Source organism: Mycobacterium sp. 1245499.0 (assembly GCF_001673615.1).
In the GTDB taxonomy this organism is placed as follows: domain Bacteria; phylum Actinomycetota; class Actinomycetes; order Mycobacteriales; family Mycobacteriaceae; genus Mycobacterium; species Mycobacterium europaeum_A.
This window is the reverse complement of sequence record NZ_LZMG01000264.1, coordinates 1-21259: the sequence shown is the minus strand read 5'-3', so window position 1 is coordinate 21259 and position 21259 is coordinate 1. Positions and strand designations below refer to the sequence as shown.

General features: G+C 67.6%; 19 protein-coding genes. 9 read left to right on the top strand and 10 right to left on the bottom strand.

Translation table 11 applies throughout. The features are described from left to right. The first annotated feature begins 16 nt into the window (after positions 1–16). The 3 genes from A5646_RS15000 to A5646_RS14990 are packed head-to-tail and all read left to right on the top strand — an operon-like array spanning position 17 to position 3679. Positions 17–1033 (top strand): glycosyltransferase family 4 protein, encoded by a 1017-nt coding sequence (locus A5646_RS15000; RefSeq protein ID WP_066882369.1) that lies wholly within the window; start codon positions 17–19, stop codon positions 1031–1033. Between the two features lie 16 nt (positions 1034–1049). Further along, positions 1050–1976, top strand: a complete 927-nt coding sequence (locus tag A5646_RS14995; protein ID WP_067022363.1) for an aldo/keto reductase — start codon at positions 1050–1052, stop codon at positions 1974–1976. Next, complete coding sequence (locus A5646_RS14990; RefSeq protein ID WP_067022345.1) at positions 1973–3679, top strand: FAD-dependent oxidoreductase; 1707 nt, start codon at positions 1973–1975, stop codon at positions 3677–3679. The genes A5646_RS14995 and A5646_RS14990 overlap by 4 nt, the downstream gene beginning before the upstream one ends. On the opposite strand, the gene A5646_RS14985 is transcribed toward A5646_RS14990, so the two are convergent. Continuing rightward, positions 3648–4523: a hypothetical protein gene (locus A5646_RS14985; RefSeq protein ID WP_067022343.1), complete on the bottom strand. Its 876-nt coding sequence runs from the start codon at positions 4521–4523 to the stop codon at positions 3648–3650. The two genes, A5646_RS14990 and A5646_RS14985, sit on opposite strands and share 32 nt — an antisense overlap. Beyond that, on the bottom strand, positions 4520–5635 hold the full coding sequence (locus tag A5646_RS14980) for a Gfo/Idh/MocA family protein (RefSeq protein ID WP_067022341.1): 1116 nt from the start codon (positions 5633–5635) through the stop codon (positions 4520–4522). The genes A5646_RS14985 and A5646_RS14980 overlap by 4 nt, the downstream gene beginning before the upstream one ends. Before the next feature lie 476 nt (positions 5636–6111). Between A5646_RS14980 and A5646_RS14975 the strand changes: the two genes are divergently transcribed. Together A5646_RS14975 and A5646_RS14970 are read left to right on the top strand one after the other, a co-directional pair. Beyond that, the gene (locus A5646_RS14975; RefSeq protein WP_066882376.1) at positions 6112–6567 is read left to right on the top strand and encodes a polysaccharide biosynthesis protein; all 456 of its coding nucleotides are present in this window, start codon (positions 6112–6114) and stop codon (positions 6565–6567) included. After that, positions 6564–7049 (top strand): glycosyltransferase, encoded by a 486-nt coding sequence (locus A5646_RS14970; RefSeq protein ID WP_066882378.1) that lies wholly within the window; start codon positions 6564–6566, stop codon positions 7047–7049. The genes A5646_RS14975 and A5646_RS14970 overlap by 4 nt, the downstream gene beginning before the upstream one ends. Before the next feature lie 10 nt (positions 7050–7059). Here the strand turns inward: A5646_RS14970 and A5646_RS14965 are convergent, their stop codons facing one another. From A5646_RS14965 to A5646_RS14940, 6 genes are read right to left on the bottom strand one after another with little or no spacing between them, the layout of a single operon-like run. After that, positions 7060–8106, bottom strand: a complete 1047-nt coding sequence (locus tag A5646_RS14965) for a glycosyltransferase (RefSeq protein WP_067022361.1) — start codon at positions 8104–8106, stop codon at positions 7060–7062. A gap of 11 nt (positions 8107–8117) precedes the next feature. Continuing rightward, positions 8118–9977, bottom strand: coding sequence for a glycosyltransferase (locus A5646_RS14960; RefSeq protein ID WP_067022339.1), 1860 nt, complete (start codon positions 9975–9977; stop codon positions 8118–8120). Beyond that, positions 9974–11437, bottom strand: a complete 1464-nt coding sequence (locus tag A5646_RS14955; protein ID WP_066882382.1) for a flippase — start codon at positions 11435–11437, stop codon at positions 9974–9976. Before A5646_RS14955 ends, A5646_RS14960 begins: the two co-directional genes overlap by 4 nt. Before the next feature lie 11 nt (positions 11438–11448). After that, the gene (locus A5646_RS14950) at positions 11449–13032 is read right to left on the bottom strand and encodes a sugar transferase (RefSeq protein ID WP_066871838.1); all 1584 of its coding nucleotides are present in this window, start codon (positions 13030–13032) and stop codon (positions 11449–11451) included. After that, entirely contained in the window at positions 13017–13589 is a 573-nt protein-coding gene (locus tag A5646_RS14945) for a dTDP-4-dehydrorhamnose 3,5-epimerase family protein (RefSeq protein WP_067022337.1), read from the bottom strand. Before A5646_RS14945 ends, A5646_RS14950 begins: the two co-directional genes overlap by 16 nt. 55 nt (positions 13590–13644) lie before the next feature. Continuing rightward, on the bottom strand, positions 13645–14850 hold the full coding sequence (locus A5646_RS14940; protein WP_067022335.1) for a PPE family protein: 1206 nt from the start codon (positions 14848–14850) through the stop codon (positions 13645–13647). Between the two features lie 509 nt (positions 14851–15359). Here A5646_RS14940 and A5646_RS14935 point away from each other — a divergent pair. The 4 genes from A5646_RS14935 (at position 15360) to A5646_RS14920 (ending at position 20061) form a co-directional block, all read left to right on the top strand. Further along, the gene (locus A5646_RS14935; protein ID WP_066871829.1) at positions 15360–16037 is read left to right on the top strand and encodes a TetR/AcrR family transcriptional regulator; all 678 of its coding nucleotides are present in this window, start codon (positions 15360–15362) and stop codon (positions 16035–16037) included. Between the two features lie 122 nt (positions 16038–16159). After that, the gene (locus tag A5646_RS14930; protein WP_066882389.1) at positions 16160–16870 is read left to right on the top strand and encodes a TetR/AcrR family transcriptional regulator; all 711 of its coding nucleotides are present in this window, start codon (positions 16160–16162) and stop codon (positions 16868–16870) included. Between the two features lie 115 nt (positions 16871–16985). Then, positions 16986–18992, top strand: a complete 2007-nt coding sequence (locus A5646_RS14925; RefSeq protein ID WP_066882391.1) for a hypothetical protein — start codon at positions 16986–16988, stop codon at positions 18990–18992. A 22-nt stretch (positions 18993–19014) separates the two neighbouring features. Then, positions 19015–20061, top strand: a complete 1047-nt coding sequence (locus tag A5646_RS14920) for a polysaccharide deacetylase family protein (RefSeq protein WP_066882401.1) — start codon at positions 19015–19017, stop codon at positions 20059–20061. A gap of 12 nt (positions 20062–20073) precedes the next feature. Here A5646_RS14920 and A5646_RS14915 read toward each other — a convergent pair whose 3' ends face one another. Then, positions 20074–20436, bottom strand: coding sequence for a PAS domain S-box protein (locus tag A5646_RS14915; RefSeq protein ID WP_051445841.1), 363 nt, complete (start codon positions 20434–20436; stop codon positions 20074–20076). A 188-nt stretch (positions 20437–20624) separates the two neighbouring features. After that, a partial coding sequence (locus A5646_RS14910) for a class I tRNA ligase family protein (RefSeq protein WP_156765608.1) occupies positions 20625–21259 on the bottom strand: 635 nt, incomplete at its 5' end.

Below are 21259 nucleotides of genomic sequence, written 5' to 3'. Positions count from 1 at the left end.
CCCGCGCGGGCCGAACATGATCGCGGTGACGCACGTGGGGCCCGACATGTACAGCATCGGCGGGACGCAGTCGGTGATCCGGGTGATCCGCGACAACAGGATCGGCGCCGACGAGATCCGGGTCCTGTCCACGTGGGCGGGCCCGCACCACCACGTCAGGAGCCTATTGCTCACCGCCCGTGCGGGGTTGGTGCTGTCGCGAGCACCCCGCGCTACCATCGTGCACTTTCACATCTCCAACGGCGGCGCGTGGTTGCGGGAGGGATCCCTGATCCGCCTGGCCAGAGCGCGCGGCCTCCGGGTGATCGTCACGGTCCACGGCTCGGACTTTCCCGAGTTCGCCCAAGCGAATCCGCGGTTCGTGGGCGCCACGTTGCGCCAGGCGGACCATGTCATCACCCTGTCGCAGGACGCGGCCGCCGCGGTTGCCGGGGTGGCGCCCAGTACGGCAACCACCATCGTGGCGAACCCGATCGTCGTTGATCGGGACGCCCCCGGGGCCGGCTCCACGCCGCCCGTGGTGCTTTTCGCCGGCGCCGTCGGGCGGCGTAAAGGAGTGGACAAACTCGTCGCGGCGTGGCGGCTGCTGCTCGCCGAGGGGATCGAAGGGCGTTGTCGCATAGTCGGTCCCATCGACGACTACACGCCGCCGCCGACGGAGCGGCTGACCGTCGAAGGACCGGTGCATCCCGACGCCGTCCGTGAGCTGCTCCGCTCGGTTCGCGTGGTCGCGTTGCCGTCGTCCGCCGAGGGCATGCCGATGATCCTGACCGAGGCCCTCGCCGGGGCGCGACCGTTTGTGGCAACTCCCGTCGGCGGGACGGCGCAGATCGCCCCGGATCCGAGCATGATCGTCCCGCTCAACGACGTGCCCGCACTGGCCGCGGCGATCGGACGCTATTTGCGCGACCCGGATTTGGCCGAGCGCGACGGGCTGCGCGGACAGCAGCACATCGCGGCCACCCGGAGCCCCGCGGTCATCGACGCGCGGCTGCGCCAGATCTACGAGGGCTGTGGCGTTGCGGCGGGTTGAACTTCAGGGACCGCAATTGGCGGTCAGCGCAATCGGTTTCGGATGCGGCTCGTTGATGCAGTCGCCCTCGCGGAAGCAGCGGATGGCCGTGCTGGCCAGCGCGCTGGCCGCCGGCATCACCCATTTCGACACCGCGCGGATGTACGGCCTGGGCAGGGCGGAGGCCGAGCTGGGAGCGTTCCTGCGCACGGTCGACCGCGACACCGTGACCATCGCGACCAAGTTCGGCATCGACGTGGGCGGCACGGCGCGCCGCCTCGCCCGATTCCAAAGTCCCGCACGGGCTTTGCTCCGGAAGGCGCCCGCGCTGCGCCGCTCCGTCAAGCGGCGCCAGGCGCCATCGCAGACCGCCCGCGTGTACGACGCGGCCATCGCGGCGCGCAGCCTGGACCAGAGCCTCGCGGCGCTCGGCGTCGACTACGTCGACATCCTGTTCGTGCACGCCCCGCGGCCCGGCGACACGGTGGCCGGCGACGAACTCCGCGAATTCTTCGAACGCGCCCGCCGGCAGGGCAAGATCCGCGCCTGGGGCGTCTCGCAGGACGAGGGGCTCGACACGGACTTTGCCCGGACCTTCGCCCCCGACGGGGTGAGCCAGCTGCGCAGCGACCTGCTCAACCCGGCGCCGCGATCCGCCGACCTCGCCTTCGGCGTCCTGAGCGCGCCGTACCGACAACTCACGGCAGCGTTGCGGGCCGACCCGGATTTGGCGGGACGCTGGCGCGAAGCCCTGCAGACCGATCCGCTGGCTCCCGGCACGCTTTCGACGCTGATCCTCGGATCGGCCGCGGCCGCAACCGGGTGCCCGGCGATTCTCTACAGCAGCACCAGGCCCCGCCGCGTCGCCGAGGCGGCGACGGCCGTCTCGTCGCCGCCGGACGCGCAGACCGTGTCGCGATTCCTGGCTCTGGTCAAGGAGTTTCGTGCGGGGGCGGCCGCGTGATCCGCGGCGTGGCCCACTTCGCGCCCGGCATCGCCATCGAGACCGACGTGGCGATCGTCGGGGCCGGCCCGATCGGCATCGCGACCGCGCTCGAGCTGGCGGCGGCGGGCGTGCAGGTGACGCTCATCGAAAGTGGCCTCGAGCGCATGGACCGGGCGGCGCAGGAATTGTCGAGCTTCGATTCGCGCCAGGACGACTACTTCCATTCGCGCAGCGAACTCACGGTCCGCCGGCAGGTCGGAGGGACCTCGGCGCTGTGGGGCGGGCGCTGTGTCAAGTTCGACCCCATTGATTTCGCGGATCGGCCCCTTACCGCGCAGGCGCCCTGGCCGATCGGGCACGACGACGTCGAGCAGTATCTGCAACGCGCCTGCGATTGGGCGGCCTGCGGCCGGGCGGCTTTCAACGCGCGCGATATCCCCGAAATCGCGCACCGCGACATGATCGGTGGACTGCCCGACGGCCGGGTGCGCACGACGGACCTCGAACGCTGGGCCCTGCCAACGCGTTTCGGTCGCGAATACCGCACCGCGCTGCGGGACGCTCCCGGTTTGACGTTGTGGACCGGTCTCACCTGCACCGAAATCGTGACGCCGCCGTCCGGTGACCGCGTCGATCATCTGGTGGTCAAGACGCTCGACGGCCGGCAGGGCACAGTGGTCGCGACGGACTACATCGTTGCGACCGGCGGCTTGGAGGCCACCCGTCTGCTGCTGGCGTCGGACCGCCATCATCCCGGCGGGCTGGGAAATGCGGGCGGGCACCTGGGTCGGTGGTACATGGCTCACGTCGAGAGCCGGGTGGCGCGTGTGCAGTTCAACACCGACCAGATCCTCTATGGGTACGAACGCGACAACGACGGTGTCTACGTTCGCCGGCGCTTCACCTTCGACCCGCACCTGCTGCGTGAATCCGGAATGCCCAATGCCGCAGTCTGGCTGGTCAATCCGCCGATCAGCGATCCGGGCCACGGAAGCGGCATTCTGTCGGGGGTTTATCTGACCCTCATCTCGCCGCTCGGCCGGTTCCTGCTCGCCGGCGCCATTCGTGAGGCACACACGAAGACGGACGGACCGCCGCGCATCGTCGCGCACCTGCGCAACATCGTGCGAGACCTGATCGGATCGATCCGCTTCGCGTTCGAGTTCTGTTACGCCCGGTTCCTGCGCAAGGGCAGGAAGGCACCGGGATTCTTCGTCAAGAGCGCCGACAACCGCTACCTGCTGCAGTACCACGGCGAGCATCTTCCGCACTGGGAAAGTCGCGTCGAGCTGACTGACGAGCGAGATGCCCTGGGCATGAGGCGGATTCGCACCCATATGCACTTCTCCGAGGCCGACTTCCAGAGCGTGCGCAAGGCCATCGTCGCGATCGACGAGCACCTACGTCGCCACGGCGCGGGCTACGTGGAGTGGCTGACCGACGACGTCGAGGCGTCGGTGCGTGCCTACATGGCGAAGCGGACCGGCTTCCACCAGGCGGGAACCACCAGGATGTCGGATTCGCCGCAGGACGGCGTCGTGGACCCGCAACTGCAGGTGCACGGCGTCCGCGGCCTACACGTGGCCAGCACGTCGGTGCTGCCGACGTCCAGTCAAGCCAATCCGACACTCGTCGGGATCGCGTTGGGCGTCCGCCTTGCCCGGCGCCTTGCGGACGCTCGCGGCGCGGTCACGTCGCCGTTGCCCACATGTCGTCGATGAGGGACTTCGTCTGCGCGATGTTGGCGCGGCTGGACGCGCCGAACACGATCGACCGGATCTGCGGCTGGCTACAGACGTACTCGATCGCCTCGCGCGGCGGGATCGCGCCCGAGGCGAGGACGGACATCGCGATCAGCCGGCACCGGCGGTCGCGGACGGTCTTCTCGTAAAGCTCCACACCGCCGCACATCCGGAAGCCGATCTTGTTGAAATTGGCGCACACGATCGGGTTTTCGATGCCCTGCCTGTCGAGCGCATCGAGGAGCCTGGGCAGGTTCATCGTGATGAAGCCCGGCTCGGCGTCGTACTTGAGCCTGACGTGGTCGGAGAACAGCCGGAAGGCCTCGTCCATTCCGAGCCCGAGCAGCAGGTCGGTCACCACGTTCTGGATGAAGATGACGGGCGTCGACAGTCCGGCGAACATCTTCATCTCGGCATCGACCAGGAGTTGCATCAAGGGCTCGACGTCCTTGCTGGCGATCGCGACGCCGCCCTTGAACATCGATCTGACGGCGCCGTTGTCGGGCAAGAACTTCCGCAGCGCCTCAACGATGCCGAATTCGGTCACGGCGTTGGCGTATTTGTGCGCGTACGGCATGCACGGGTAGAAGACGTAGTCGGGGTATTCGGTACGGTTGGCGCGGAAGTGATCACAGATCTCACCGACCCGATCGTGGGTGGTGCAGACGAAGGTGCGGATGCCCTCCCGATAGGCGTCGTCCAGCGTCGCGAGCACGGCGGGCAGATGCTGGAAGCGTATCGCCTGTGCCCGTGCCTTGTCCTCGGACATGTGATTGACACCGAAGAACTGGTTGTCTCCGAAAAGCACGCGGTCCATGGTCACGATGCCTTCGAGGTGGCGAGTCTCTTGATGCGCGCGACGATCTCGCGCCGCAAGGCGCCGCGCGGGGATCCGTTCACCGCATCCTGCGGCTGCGCCACGGAGGCCGGATTGCCGGTGATCATGCCGACCACCCGATCGACGTCGAGCGCCGAGCGAAACGTGTTCTCGCCGTCCACCCGGTTCTGTTTGACGCTGTTGGCGAAGTAGTCGATCTGCGCCGAATACTCCTCGCCGCGAAGGTAATACCACACCTGTTCGGTGAGGTCGGTCGTGTACCGGATGGTCCAGCCCTTGCCGAACTCGGGGAGCCGGGGGTGCGCCTCACGCAGGTAGATCTGGCACTCCTGGCGGTCGGCGGTGATGCGGCCGTTGGTTCCCCACACCGAGACCTTCGTCGACATCTTGCGGAAGCTCTCGTCACTCCAGTTCACGCACAGCTGCCCGGTCGCGCCGTCGGGATAGCGCATGGTGCAGTAGACCTCGTCGTCGACGTCGCGCGAGAACACGCTCTGGCGGACCACCCCGTCGACCGAATGCGGCACGCCGGCCACGAAGTTGATCAGATCGATGGCGTGACAGGCGTAGTCGTAGAGGGCGCCGCCACCCTCGGCCTTCACGCCCCGCCAGGTGCTGCCCTTTTCCCGGAGCACCACCGGACCGTACGCTTCGGCGCGGACATGGTGGATGCGCCCCAGCGCGCCGGAGGCGACGATCCGCGCCGCCTCCCGGAAGGAGCCGATGAAGCGGCAGTGATAGCCCACCTGGGTGACGAGCCCCCGCGTCTCCGCCAGGGTCACCAGCCGCTCGCCATCCGTGACATCGAGCACGAACGGCTTCTCGCAGAAGACGTGTGCCCCAGCCGTTAGCGCCTTTTCGACGATCGGTGCGTGCAGCCTGGAGGGGACGGCGACCACGACCGCTTCGGCGTCGGTCGCCGCCAGCATCCGGTCGAAGTCGTCGTAACAGTTCAGGCCGGTGTATTTGGACAGGACGTCGCGCACATAGCCGGCCGAATCACAGATGCCCACCACGTCCAGGTCTGGATGCGTGCGCAGGACCGCGAGATGCGACAGCCCCATCTTTCCGAGACCGACCAGGGCCGTACGAATCATCGTGTGCGCCTTTCACTCTTCGTTCGAGTCCCGCGGCGACGTGTGCGGCGAAGGTGTCGAGCCGCAGGGGCGGGAGGGGTTCCACTTTGCTCGGATGATGGCGCCCGGTGCACGGATGCAGCACGGCCGCCGCGCAGTCGATCGCTGCGCCGACGCCTATCAAGACATACGGGCATCCCTGTCCTCGTACGCAGTGAGATCGCCTGCTCTAGGGGCGCTCAACGCAACGATGATGACGTTAGCATCGGTGGGTTGCCGATTTCGGCGATCTCGTCGATCTCGTCGCCCGCCGCCCGTCGGCGGCGTACATCCACCCGGTGCCGGCCGAGTTTCGTTGCTATATGCCAGAACGCGATTGAGGCGAGGCCGGGTTCATTACCATTGAGCTGCCACCGCGCCTCGTGCGGTGAGGGCGGGAGCGAAAGCTCTTGTCGTGCGGCCGAGTTTGGTCGCGAGCGCCTGAGATGAGGGAGGACATGGGCCGCCTGCTCCTCATCGCGTCCTCCGGCGGGCACATCTACGAAATGTTCTGCCTGCGGGAGTTCTGGCAGGACAAGGATCGGTTCTGGGTGAGTTTTCCCACCGCCGACGCCCGGTACCTGCTGCGCGACGAGACGGAGATCTACTGGGCGGCGCACCCCACCGTCCGCAATGTTCCCAACCTGCTGCGCAATCTGGTGTTGGCGCTGCGGCTGCTGATCCGCCACCGGCCCGCGATGATCCTGACCACCGGATCGGGCGTGGCCGCCCCGTTCCTCTGGCTGGCCTGGCTGCTGCGAATCCCCACCGTCTTCGTCGAGTCGATCACCCGCATTACCGAGCTGTCCCTGACCGCCCGGATGGTAAAGCCTTTCGCCTCCCGGTTTCTGGTGCAGTGGCCCGAGTTGGTCGACCGCATTCCCCGCACCGAATATCACGGGAGGATCGTGTGATCTTCGTGATCATGGGGATGGAGGTGCACCCGTTCGACCGGCTGGCCCGCGCGGTCGACGAGCTGGCCCGGGCGGGCACGGCCGGGGAGGACTTTTTCGTGCAGCTCGGCACCTGCCGCTACGAACCGCGCCACGCGAAGTTCGAACGCTTCCTGTCCTTCGGGGACGTTTGTGACCAGATCCGGTCCGCATCGGTGGCCATCAGCCACGCCGGCGCCGGATCGGCCTTGCTGTGCATCGAGCAGGGCAAGCATCCGGTGGTGGTGCCCCGTCGCTCGCGGCTCGGTGAACACGTCGACGAGCACCAGCTGCCGTTCGCCGAGAAGCTGGAGGCGGGCGGCCTGGCCACCGTGGTCCGGCAGATGGAGGAGCTTCCAGCGGCGATCGCGGCGACGCGGTCTCGGGTGGCACCCGCCGATGCGCTGGGCCGCGCCCGCGAGCTGACCGGATGGCTCGAGACGTTCTGGCGTGGACTGGCCTGAGCGTTTCAGGTCAGCGCCGCCGGGCCGTCGTCACCGCGGCGATAACCTCCAGCAAGCGGTCCGCGACCAGCTCGACCGAGCACCGCAGTGCGTAATGGCGTGCGGCCTCGGCCCCTTGCGCCGCGGCGACGTCGGGGTCGGCCAGGGCGTCGAATGCGGCGGCGAGCCCGGCCACGTCGTCGATGCCGACCGGGGGACAACCCGGTGGCTGGTACTCGGGCAGGGCACCGGCGGTGGACACGATCGGCATCACGCCCAATTGCATCGAGAGCACTTGCACGCCGCTTTGCGAAGCACGCCGGTAATGGGCGATCGAACCCTTCGCGGCGGCCAGCGCCGGGATGACGTCGGCGTAACGGAAGCTGCCGTTGCGCCAGCGCGCGTGTTTGGGCAGGGCGGTCGCCTCGAGTGACCCGCCGCCGATGAGCACCAGATCGTCTCCGCGCCAGGCGCCCCCGAGCACATGTCGCTGCCAGGCCTGCAGCACGACGTCGATGTTCTTGTACGGGTTGAGGCGGCCGAACATCACGAAATCGCGGCGCCCTTGCGGCCCGACGAACGCCGGCAGCCGGTCCAGGTCGAGGTCGCTGGCCAGCGGCACGACATGCACGGGCGTGCCGGCGATGTCGCGGCGCGCGGCGACGGCGGTCGCGACGTAATCGCTGTAGGTGACGGTGGCCGCCGAACGGGCGCCCCAGCGGTCGAAGACCGCACGTTCGTAGGCCGGCGTCAGTTCGTCGGGATCGTGTGGCCGATCGTCGTGCACCACCTGGATGCGTGGGACCCGTCCGGCCAGCGCGATCCAGCGGGGATCTCTGACCAGTTCGGCGATCACCACGTCCGGCCGGTACTCGCGGATCCGGCGCCAGGCCCGCAGCGTCGGGAGCCACGTTGCGCCCCTGCGGAATCGCGGGTCGAGCACCAACTCGTAATCGCGCGCGGCGTCGGACTCCGGGTGCTGGTCGGAGGTCACCAATAACACGTCGGCGCCGTGGCGCAGCAGCGCTTCGGCCTGCACGCGCACCGCGGGCCGTGTCCACGGTGAAAGCCAAAGCACCCGGGGCGAATTCACAGCACGGCTCCGATCGCATCGAGGTAGGCATCGGCCATCGCCTCGACCGTGTAGTGCTTGCGCATGCGCTCGTAGCCACGTTGCCCCACCGACGGCAACGCGCCCGGGTCGGCCAGGATCCGGGACAGCTGTTCTCGCCAGCCCGAGACCGACACGGGCTCGACGAGGAATCCGGCCCGGCCGAAGTCCAGCATCTCCGGGACAGCGCAAACCGCCGACGCCGCAACCGGTATGGCTCGCGACATCGCCTCGAGGATCACCACCGGGAAGGCCTCGGAGCGGCTCGGCACGCACAGCAGATCCGCGTCGGCCAGGGCCGGGCCGGGCCCCGCCGACCAGCCGCGCCACTGCACCCGCTCGCCCAGGCCGGCGGGGGTGGCCGCCTGCAGCCTCTCCCGGTCGGGTCCGTCGCCGAAAATGGATAACCGCCAGGGCATCCCGTCGAGCCCGCTCAGCGCCTCGATCAGCAGGTGGGGGTTCTTGTGTTCGACGATGCGGGACAGCATCACCAAATGCAGCGGCTCGCCGCCAGGTCGCTGCCGGGGCCTCGGCTCGCCGATGTCCGCGACACCGTTGGGTGCGATGAATCGCCGCCCCCGCAGCCGATGCTGGGCGACCAGCATGTCCCAATGCCGTTGCGCCAACACGATGAATCCGTCGGCACGCCGCATCGCCGCCGTCAACGGCCGCGAATAGATGGGCCGGTCCTCCTCGGGGGGGACGTGCGGCGCAACCAGCCAGCGCCGCTTTCGGCCGGCCGCGCGCCACAAACTACCGAAGCCCACCTCGGTGTTGGTGTCGCCGGTGACGACCACCGCCGGACCCTCGGCGACGTCGACCATCGGCGCCCACCAGGGTTGGCGCACGACGCGCACGGCGTCCGGAATCTCCGAGATCAGGGGGCCGAGCCGCTGAACGCAGACGATGGTGACCGGGAAGCCGCGACGGACCAATTCCGTTGCCAGCAGCGCCTTTTGCCGCTCGGCCCCGCCGTAGACCAGGCGGTTGGTGGTGATCACGATCGTCGGCAGCGGCGTGCGGCGGCTTCGGGCGGCCCCACGCGCGACCCGCGGTGGCCGCCGCAACCGGTCCAGCAGGGCGGCGCCGGCCAGATACGCGTCGGCGAGGTGCACATTCTTTTGGTGCTCGAGCAGCAGCGCGGTGTTGGCTCGGCGCAGGTCCTGATCGCGGCCCGCATCGCCGTCAGCGGGTGGCGCGGTGGCGCGTTCGGTGCCGAGCTCGTCGGCCGACAGAACGCGCCATCCCGCAGCGCGGGCTCGGGCCTGCCAGTCGGCGGCCTCGCCGGAACCGAAGAATTCCTCGTCGAAACCGCCGATGGCGTTCCAGGCAGCGCGGTTGATCGCCAGCACGGTCGCGCCCGCAACGGGTCTCGGCCGTATCGTTGCGAGGCCCCGTGGTGCCCAACCGGTTTCGGCGGCCCGCACAATCGGTGAAACCGCCGCCACCCGAGGCTCGCGAAGTAACTCCCGGGTGCGGGTGAGCGGGCCCAGCAGCCGGGCGTCGGGATCGAGCACCAACAGGTCGGCGTCGGCGGGTGCGTGGTCCACCAGCGCGTTGCACGCCGCGGCGAAGCCGACATTGCCCGGTTTCGACACCCATTGCACCGCAGGGTATTCCGCGGCCAGCTCGGCTCGTCCGGGAAGTTCCTCGTCGCTGCTGTGGTAGACGTAGACCGCCACCGCGGTCAGCTGCTCGGCGACACTGGCCAGGCAGCGCTGTAGCGACTCGTGGCTGCGACGGTGCGCGATGAGCACCGCCAGCGAGCGGACGGTGGACAGGTCGGTCGGCTCGCCGACCGGGCGCTTCAGATACGCCCGATCCGTTGTGCGTTTCATGCCGCCAGCTGATTGCGGCGCAGGGAGGTCAGGCTCGACCAGCCGAGCGGGCCGGCGACGGCGCTGGTGGCCAGGTAGGCCGCGGCGGCGGCGAGCAGGACCACGACGACGTGATGCCCCGAAAGTAGCAGCGCCACAGCCACACTCGCTGCCGTCGGGATCAGCAACCGCAGCACGAACAGCACCGGCGTGCGGTAGCCGCAGTGACGGCGCAACCACCAGGTGCTGACCATCATGTTGAAGAACTCCGTGCACACCAGCGCGACGCCCGGCCCGACCGCACCGTACCGCCCCGCAAGGCTGAGGTTGAGTGCGACGTTGACCACCAGGGTGGCCATCGTCAACCAGAACAGGATCCGCTGATGATGACTGGCGACCAGTCCCTGGCCAAGGGTGCCGCCGACGAAACGCAGGGCCGCCGCGACGAACAGCAGCGCCAGCGTCGGCGTGCCGCGCTCGACGAACGCTTTGTCGCCGAAGAACGCGATCAGCGGTCCGGACAGCAGCGCCCCGACGGTGGCCACGGGTACCGCCACAAAACACATCAGCTCCACGCTGCGGCGCAGAAATCCCGCGAAGGCGGCGACGTCACGCGAAAACAGCTCGGTGGCCGTCGACAGCGTCGACTTGTGAAAGATCAGCGAGACCACGATGGTGTTGAACGCGACCGTGAAGGCCAGCCCGTACACCCCGACTTCGGAATGCGTGCTCAGCAAGGACAGGATCACGCCGTCGGCGCGGCAGTACAGCAGGCCGACCACCAGGAAACCGATCAGCGGCAGGCTTTCCCGTAACAGGTCGGCCGCCTCCCGCGGTGCGAAGATCGGGCGTACCGAGATGTGCCGCGTCGCCGCGGCGCCCTGGATCAGCAGCTGCACGGCGGGCGGGATCAGCTGCGCGACGGCGAACCAGATGACGTCCGACCGCATCGCAACCAGGCAGGCGACCATGGCCAGCGTGCCCGTTCGGGCGGCGACGTCGGAGATGGCCACCGCCGAGAATCGGACGGTGGCAAGAAATACCGGCTCGAAACGGGTCACCATGGTCTGCATCAGCAACGCTCCCGAGAGCACGACGAGCATCACTCGCACCTCGGGGTCGTGATAGATGAGCAATCCGGAGACGGCGGCCAGCACCGCCAGTGGCACGCAATAGATCAGGGCCAGGCCGCTGTTGATGCGCACCAGGCGCTCCAGATCGCCGCGGCCGGAGGTCACCCGGCGCACGATCACCGTTGCGATGCCGAGATCGGCCAGGCTGGTCCACATGGCGATGAAAAGCACCGCGATGGAGAGTTGGCCGTAACGCCCGGGCCCCAGATAGCGAGCGGTCATGGCCACCGAGACCACCGAGGCCAGCATGCCCAGAGCGCGGCAGATCAACTGGATCGAGAACGCGTGCGCCATCCGGGTGAGCGGCACCGACGGCACCAACGCATCGGCTGCCGTCGGCTCGGTCATGGCTCGCGAGCCTAGTAGGCTCCGTGGCTTGTGAGTACCGCTTTCACCGTCTTGGCGATAATCACCAGATCGCCTGACATCGACCAGTTGTCGACGTAGGACTGATCCAGCCGCACCGACTCTTCCCAGGAAAGGTCCGAACGGCCGCTCACTTGCCACAGTCCGCTGACTCCGGGCTTGACCAGCAACCGGCGCTTCACGTCGTTTTCGTAGTTGTCGACCTCGCGCCGCAACGGAGGCCGCGGCCCGACGACGCTCATGTCGCCTTTGAGGACGTTGATGAACTGGGGCAGCTCGTCGATGCTGTAGCGGCGAAGGATCTTGCCGATGGGAGTGACCCGGGGGTCGTCGCGCATCTTGAACAGCATGCCGCCGGCGCCCTCGTTGAGTGACAGCAGTTGCTCGAGCTGGGTGTCCGCCCCGTCGGTCATGGTGCGGAACTTCAGCATCGTGAAGGGCTTTCCGTCGACGCCGATGCGTTCCGACGGGTAGAAGACGGGCCCCCTGCTGGTCAGCTTGATGGCGATGGCAGCAGCGATGAGAATGGGCGCGGTGGCGACCAGCGCCGCCAGCGAGAACAGGAAGTCGAAGGCCTGCTTCTGAAAGCGGTGTGCCCCTTCGTATTGCGGCTTGTCGACGTGCAGCAGGGGCAGGCCCGCGGTGAGGCGCAGCGTCAGGCGCGCCGCGGTCACGTCCATCACACCGGGGGACACCACCAGGTCGACGTCCATCGTCTCGAGCTGCCACATCAGCTCTCGGATCCCGTGCATCCCAAAGTGATCCGTCTGCGTCAGCGCCACTGTGTCCGCGCCGCAGCTGGCGATAGCGGTGGCCGCATGGGTCTGGTCGCCCAGGATCGGGATTTCCCGGCCGCCGATGGTCAGCGTGTTGCCGCGGCCCGGACCATAACCGGGGATGCAGACACCGACCACGATGCAGCCGGCCAGCGGATTGCGGGCCAGTTCGTGCGCGAGGTGGGTCACCGCCTGGCGGTCGCCGATCGCCAAAACCCGGGTCTGGCAATGGCCGTCGGCCCGCTTGCGGTTGACGTGCTTGCGCCACCCGCTGCGGCTTCCCAACAACGCCAGCGTCCCGACGGGCAGCGCGATGGCCAGATAGCCGCGGGCCAGATCGACCTTGGCAAGCAGCGTGACCATCGCGATGATCCCGAATGTCCAGAAGGATGCCGTGCCGATCCGCCGGTACTCCTCGATGCCCGCCCCGATGATCCGGCTCGAGCGCGTCTGGAACACCGCGAGGGCCGACAGCCACAGTGCCGCGAAGAGGAAGGAGAACAGCGTCATCGTCGGGTCCGAGTAACCCGAGGTGTTCGCGATCTCCCCGAACCGGACATACTGAGCCAACAGCACCGACGCGCAGACGATCACCGAGTCGCTGATCCGCAGGTACTGCGAGTACTGATCCTGCCAGCGCCGCAACGCGTTGCCGCCGGCCGAGGACGCCGGAGCGGCGGTTGCCGGGGAGCCGTTGGTGTCGCCGCGGCGCACCGCGGTCGTGTCCGCGGGCCAGGGTTTAACCGGTCGGCGGCTGGGCATGATGTCCACGGTGTTGCGAATCATTACCGACTGATGCATGTCGCCACCTGTTCCACTGGAACCAATCTGGGTTTGCGTGCGGGCCAGCTCGCGTCCTGCTCCGAGATGACCGTGACCGGAATGGGCCACGAGATGCCGAATTCGGGGTCATCCCAACGGATCCCCTGCTCGTCGGTCATCGCGTAGTCCCCGCTGACCTGGTAGCTGACCTCGGTGTCGTCGACCTGAGTCTGGAAGCCGTGCGCAACATAGGGCGGCAGGTACAGCGTCCGGTGGTCGTCGGCGCTCAAGTCGACCATCACGTGGTCGCCATAGGTCAGCGAGTCGGGACGGACGTCGACCGCGACGGCGGCGATGGCGCCGCGCGTGCAGCGGACGAGCTTGGCCTCGGCGTGTGGCGGCACCTGACGGTACAGCCCACGCACGGTGCCCCGGGTGTAGTTGAAGACGATATTCGTCTGCGAGACATCGAAATTCAGCCCGTGATTGGTGAAGTCCCTGGCGCAGAACGTCCGTGAGGAGAACCCGCGATGGTCACGGTGGATTTCTAAATCGATGATTGTCACCCCGGCGACCTTGGTGGGCGTGTATTTCACTTACCGCTCCTTCTTGACTACCGGGCCTGGAAAACCGTTGCGCTCATGCGTGGGTTTACGCGTATCCGGCGGCCGGCGGGCGGGTCATCACGGTCGGGATAACGCCGTATCGGGGTCCGAGCGATTTGCCCGTCGCGGCCGCCAGGCGCGGCAACGACCCCATGACGCTGGGGGGCACGTTCGCGCCGGCGAGGTTGATGGCGGGCAGCGCGGAGACGGCGCTGTTGGCGGCCGGGATCACGCTCGTCCAGCTCGCCGGCACGGCCAGCGGGCCCAGCGACGCGGCGCTGCCGAGGCTGCCGAAGACACCCGAGCCGAGCGATCCGAGCGCGCCCGCGCCGGAGCTCGCCGCGCTGGCTGCCCCCGACACCGCGGCCGCGGCCCCGCTGCTGGCGGCATTCGCCAAGCCCTGTGCGGTTTGGGCCATGCCGAGGATGGAGGACATCCCATACAGCGGGGTGGCCGCCGCCGAGAACGCGCTGGGAATGGCGCCGGGTATGCCCGACGCGAGGCCCGTCATGATCGACGAGTCGGTCGCCGTGCTCCCGGTGGTTCCGAGGGTGGTGCCGACGTCGCTGCCGGTGTCGGTCAGCATGGAGACGCTGGACTTCATCGGCGAGGAAAGCTGGTGCAGCGTGGTGGGCACCTTCGACACCACCTGGGCGAGGTTTGCCTGCTCGGTTTGCGCGGTGACCCGCCCGACCGTCGCGGCCTGCTCGGCCATCCCGCTCTCGTTGGTCATCTTGGGCGCCGGGTTGAACTGGGTCACCGAGCACGCGGCCGCGGAGCCCGCGGCGTACTCGTACATCGCCGCGGCGTCCTGCGCCCACATTTCGCCGTACTCGGCCTCGGTGGCCGCGATCGCCGCCGCGTTCTGGCCGAAGAAGTTGGTCGCGACCAGCATCGCGAGCTGCGCCCGGTTGGCCGCGACCGCCGGCGGGGGGACCGTCGCCACGAAGGCGGCTTCGTAGACCTCCACGGCGAGCCGCGCCTGACCGGCCGATTCCGCTGCCCGGGCGGCGGCCCCGGCCGTCCACGCCATGTACGGTGCGAACGCGGAGGCCATCGCCAGCGACGACGGGCCCATCCAGCGCTGGGTGGTCAGGCCCGCGATAACCGTGCGGTAGCAACTCGATGCGGCATGCAATTCGGCGGCCAGGCCGTCCCAGGCCACCGCGGCGGCGATCAGCGAAAGCGGGCCGGGTCCGGTGTACATCCGGATGGAGTTGATCTCCGGCGGAAGCGCTCCGAAATCGATCATTTCAGACCGTGACGGGCTGCCGGGCCGACGCGGCGCCGGCGGCGGGAGAGGTGGAGGCGATCGTCGGTGCGTCGACAATCCGCTGGTCAGCCGTGGTCCGTGGGCCGGTTGAGGCCTGTGACCAGCGGTTCGCCGTGACGAACGACATGTGCTTCCCCTTATGCGGTGCAGACGGTCGAGACGATGTTTAGGCCGTTACCAAACTGACGATCTGACAATAGCGTACAAAACATACCAATGGTTTGACAATAGCGTGTGATCTAGACCTCAGGTATTTACGCACGCGTCAAACGGGACAGCCGTATGACTGCTAACCTCTGGAGTGGGCTACATGTCTTGAGCGACACGGGTGCGTGTTCGCTCCCACCCCTGAAGAACCGAGGTAGTTGTGCCCTGCATGAGCAAGGCGTTCGACGACGTAACGGCGGGCGAAACGGCCCGCGGCGTCGGCCTCGGCCGAAACGGCGGCGCCCAACCCGCGCCGCGGGGTACCTGAGCTCGCGAGTGTTATGACGACCCATTCGACTGACGGACGAGCGGACGCGACCCGGCAACAGATCCTGCGGGCCGCATCCCACCAGTTCGCCCGGCGCCCCTACCACGACGTCGGTCTCGACGACATCCTCGCCGAGGCCGAGCTGACCAAGGGCGCCATGTACTTCCACTTCAAGTCGAAGCACGCCCTGGCCGTCGCGATCATCGACAGCCAGACCGAAGCCGGCGCCGTCGCCGTGCAAGAACTGATGACGCGCGGCCTCTCGGGCCTCGAGACCCTGATCGACTTCTCGTATCTGATCGCCATCAAGGACATCAAGACCGATGCCGTCAGGTCGGGACTGAATCTGATGGAGTCGGTCGGCCTCTCGGACGGGCTGCAGGCGAAGTTGTTCGATCAGTGGATCAAAGCCCTGGGCAGGGTCGCCGAGCAGGCCAAGGCCGAGGGCGATATCAACGACGAGTGCGACCCGCAGGACATCGGCCGCCTGATGGTTTCGCTGCACATGGGGCTGCGCAAAACCAGCGACCTGGACGACCCCGAGCGGTTCCTGCGCGACCTGGAGAAGTGCTGGTCTTTGCTGCTGACCGGGATTCTGCAAGCGGACCGCACGGAATACTTCCGCCAATTCCTCAGGCGGCGTGCGGCGCTCGCCATCACCACCAGTTCAGCGGATGCCGACGACCAGTAACGGCGCGGGCAGTTTGCACGGTCGGATCGTTGTAACGACTGATACTGTGAGCCGTCTTGCGGGCAATGTGAAACCAGATGAGCGCTCTGCGCATCCGATGAGATCCCGGAGGTGCGTGCACCATGGCGCGCCAAGTTCGCTCTGAAGCCACCCGCCGGAAGATCCTCGACTCCGCCATCGAAGTGTTCAGTGACGTCGGGTATGCCGCCGCCGGTTGGAGCACCATCATCGAGCGGACCGGAATGACCAAGGGCGCCCTCTATCACCATTTCGATTCGAAAGAATCGTTGGCGTCGAACATCATCGAGGAAGGCTCCGACACCCTTCTCAGCGCTTTCCGCAATGTCTGCGGATCGTCGTCGCCCGGGCTGGAGAACCTGCTGCACGGCACGTTCACGATCGTGGAGGTGCTGAGCTCGGACAAAATGGCCCGCGCGGCCGCGCAATTGGCCACGGCGTTAAGCGGATTCAACGCCGCGGCCTCGCGGTTCTACGCCAACTTGATGCTGGAGACGGCGCAAGAGGCTCGGCGGGCGATCAAAGAGGGAGACCTCCGCAACGAAATCGACCCCGACGTGCTCAGCGCGTCGGTCATCGGCACCATCTTCGGGGCGCGGTTGGTAGCCAACGCGATATCCAGCCACGGCAGGATCGGCAACATCGTCGGCGACCCCACCGAGCGCCTGCATCAGATCTGGAACCTGCTGCTTCCCGGTGTCGTCTCCGAGGCATCGCTGCCCTACTTCCGGCAATTCCTCCGGCGCGAAGAAATGCGTCATGCCGCGGCCAGGGCGTCCCGCGACGACGCCACCGCGGAATCGCAAACCGATTAGATTTCGCCCATAGCCGGTGCCGAGGCGCCGCGGGATCTCGAAGAGGCGTTGCGAGATACCTTTTCGCGGTCGCCACGACGGCGATTCCGTTATTGGGGTTGAAGCGCTTTCAACAATGCATACTGTTCCGGTGATATACCGGAAATCTCTCGGTCGAGTAATTGCGCTGGCCGGTGTCGTCGGATTCTTGCTGATGAGCGCTCCGGCATCATGGGCTGCGCCGGCCGACCCGGCCCCGTCGACGGACTCGACGACGACCCTGTCGCTGCTCGACGTCGGGTCCGCCTCCACCCTGGAATTCTGGGGGCTGACGAGCAGCCAGCAGCTGACCGTGCCGGTGCTGCACGGCCTGACGCCGGCCGCTTTGAATACGACGGTCGAGCTGCCGATCAATCTGCGGTCGGGGATGATCACCGTGACGCAGGGGGAGCGCACCCTTGCCAGGCTGAACCTGCCCACCGCCGACCAGACACCGATCGCGATCCCGTTGGCGGGCGCGGAAGTCAACGACAATTGGCTGACGGTCACCGTGCACGCATACCTGGTTCCGGTGGACGGATACTGCCTGTATCAGGAAAGCCCCCTGCGGCTGACCAACGGAACCGTCACCTACACCGGGGCCGAATTGCCGCCGACCACCGTGGCCCATTTCCTGCCGCCGGTGCTGCGGAAGCTGAGCATCTATCTGCCGCAGTCGCCCTCGACGGCGGAGTCCGACACGGCAATTCAGCTCGCCGCCTCCGCCGCCGCGCACTACGGCAAGCAGGTTCCCGACATCGTGGTGATCCCCCTGCAGGAAGGCCAGGCCGCGCCCCCGGCCCCGCCGCAATCGCTGGAGCGCCAGATCGTCGTCAAAGAGGGTCCGGATAACGGGCTTTCGCTGCAAGGCTCCTCCGGTGTGCCGTGGCTGTTGATGTCGGGGCCGTTGAACCGAGCCGACGACTCGGACACGGCCGCGTTGTTCAGCGACGTGTCGGAGCTGGCCCTGTCCGCCAAGGCCACGGTGGATTCGCCGAAGCCCAAGGTGCAACTGCCCGGCAATACCGCCTCGCTGCGCGAGCTCGGACAGCCCTTCGCCAACTCGACCTCACTGCAACCGCGGGTGTCGATCGGAGTGGACCAGACCAGGTTTGGCCGATCCATCCACTCGGTGCGGGTGCATCTGCAGGGGTCCTACACCCCGACGTCGAACAACGGCGTCGGCCAGATCGCGGTGACGATCGGCCCGGAAACCATCGACCACTGGCCCACCGACGGCCACGGCACCATCGACCGCTGGATCGACGTGCCCGACCGGCTGCTGCAGCGCTACACCAACCTCGAGTTGGTACTCGACGTGGCGAGCAATGTCGGACACTGCGGCGACTTCTACACCGCCGGACCGGGAAATCAGCTGCTCACGCTGAACATCAACGGCGACAGCACGGTTGAGAGCAGCCCCGCCGCGCCGCCGGTGCCCGACGGTTTTCAGTCGATGCCCCAAACCCTGATGCCCCGCGTCCAGGTCGGCATCGCCGAGCACTCGTTCGTCGACACCGTGCGCGCGCTCGACATCGTGGTGGGCCTGCAGCGAATCAGCTCGATACCGATCGACACCACTGTCACCGGTATCAAACAGGCGATCGACTCCTCCGATCCCGCACTGCTGATTTCCGCCGACGGGTGGAACCAGTCCGAGGTGGCGCTGCCGGTGGCCGCGGGGCCCAGCGGCCCGATCACCGTCAGCGCCGTCGGCCCCGGTGACAAGCCGGCCAAGCTCACACTGGACCCGGTGCTGCGGTTCGCTTCTCTGCAAACGGTTTTCAACCACGGGCGGTCGCTGCTGATCGCGACGTCCAACGGCGCGCCCGGGCAGCTCGACGAGCTGATCAGGTGGCTCAAGAGCGACAACAACAAGCACTGGCAGCGGCTCAAGGGTGTCGCGGTGGTGTCGGTGCCCGGGCAAGACCCGGTGACCGTCGATCACCCGCCGCTGGCCGCCGGCGCCTCGGCCGGGGGATCGGCGAGTCATTCCAACCTCGACTGGCTGTACTGGTTCGGTGCGGGCTGGGTGGCGGTGGCCATCGTCGGCGCCGGGGTGATCCTGTGGCGGGTCAGGCGCGAATCATGGCGGCGCCGATAGCGTTTGGCCCTTGATGGCGCGAATCAGGGACATCGAGATCCGCCCCGCCGTCAGGAACATCGCGGCCGCAGCGCTGTGCGCCGCCGGTGTCCCGGCACTCACCCGGCGACGACATCGCGACGCGCTCGCCATCGTGATGTTCCACGGCGTGGAAGACGCGCCGCTGTCGCCGCCCTGCTGGCATGTCGGCGGGGTGGCGATGTACCGCCGCCAATTGGAGTACCTGCGCAAGCACTTCAACGTCCTCGCGCTCGAGGAGGCCCTGGCGGCCCTTGCCGACGGGACGCTGCCGCCACTCGCGGTGGCGATCACGTTCGACGACGGCACCGGCAACCTCGCGACCCACGCTCTGCCGGTGCTGCGCGAGTTGAACCTGCCCGCGTCGGTGTTCCTGGCGACGGGTCCGATCGGCACCGGCGAAACATTGTGGCCCGACCGGCTGTGGCTGGCGATCGCCCGCACCGCGGTGGCCGAAGTCGACTTGGCCGCACTGAAATTGGGGACGCGTTCGCTCGACGGCGACGCCAGGCGCGGCCGGGTCTACGCGGCCGCGGTGGAGGCGCTGAAGAACCTCGGCGACACCGAACGCGTCGCCGTGCTGGATGAGGTCCTGGCCGCGCTCGGGTACCGCGACGACGGGGACGCCGGCCCGTTCCGGATGCTCACCTGGGAGCAGGTGCGGGACATGGCCGGTGACCCGCTGGTGAGGCTGTATCCGCACACGGTGACCCACCCCATCCTTGCCCGGTGTGGCGACGACAAGGTCGAACGGGAGATCACCGATTCCTGTGTGGCGATCGAACGTGAGACCGGCTCAACGCCAAGGGTTTTCGCCTACCCTAATGGCCGGCCGCAGGATTTCGATGACCGGGCCAAGGATGTCTTGCGCCGCCGCGGGGTGCGCTGGGCGCTGTCCACCACACCGGGATTCGCCGATCGCGGCTGCGACCCGCTGGCTTTGCCGCGGCTGGCGGTCGGCGGCAACGCCACGTTCGACCATTTCCGGCTCACGGTCTGCGGCGGCCTGCCGCGGCGGCGGCACAAGCCCGGCGCGGCCGGCCGCCGCTAAGGGTCAGCGGCGCTAGCGCGCCTCTTCCCAGAGCTGTTCGGTCAGATCCTGGAACGCCGCGAGGGCGAACTGATCGTCCACCCGTCGTACGGCGGACTTGCTCATCATCGCGCGCACCACCGAGCCGTCCTTGTGCGCCAGTTCGACGACCATGTTCGCCAGCGCGTGCACCGTCGCCAACAGCGAATCCGAGGCGGGGGCCTGATGGAAGATCTGTTCGAATCGCAGCGACAGGGTCTCTTCCGGCTCGTAACCCATCATGTCGGCAAATGCGGTGTTGGCGAACAAGATACTGCCGTCGTCTCCGATCGCCAGCACCGGAACCGGGATCCGCTCCAGCACAACCAGTGCGGGCAGCTCCTTCAAGGTCGTCATCGGCGATTGGCTCTGTTGCCTGTTCTGGCGTCGTTCCACACCGAAGATTATGGTCTATGCCAGAAGTTATGTTGGACACATTTGTCCAAAGCGTTCCCGATGAATTGGCCGTGGCGCCGAACTCGCTTGCTCTTCAACCGAATTGTCCGGGTCTTCGACCGCTGGTCACGCGGCGTTGAGCGGTCCGCTCACTCGACCTGGTAGCGGGGGAACACCCCGGTCGGAGCGGGCAGCGCCGTGCCGGGCGCCAGGCGCGTGCCGATCGCGGCGAACGCTCGTTGGTCTTGCGCCTGCCCGAGCAGATCCAGCAGCTTGCCGGCCGAGTCGGGCATGACGGGCTGCACCAGCAGCGCGGCGATGCGCACCGCCTCGCAGGTGACGTACAAGACGGTGCGGAACCGCGCCTGATCGGCCTCGGACTCGCTCTTGCGCAACACCCAGGGTTGCTGCGCCGAGAAGTACCTGTTGGCCTCGCCGAGCATCAGCCAGATCGCTTCCAGGGCCAGGTGCATCGCCTGCGCGTCGAAATTGGCCCGGACGCGTTCCAACAAACCGTCGGCCGTCGCGAGCAATTCGGTGTCGGCGGCGATCAGCTCGCCGGGTTCGGGAACGACCCCGTCGAGGTTCTTGGCGATCATCGACAACGACCGCTGCGCCAGGTTGCCGAGCTCGTTGGCCAGGTCGGAGTTGATCCGGGTGACGATGGCGTCCTCGTTGAAGCTGCCGTCCTGGCCGAACGGGACCTCGCGCAGCAGGAAATAGCGCACCTGGTCGACGCCGAGCGTGTCGATCAGGTTGATCGGGTCGACCACGTTGCCCACCG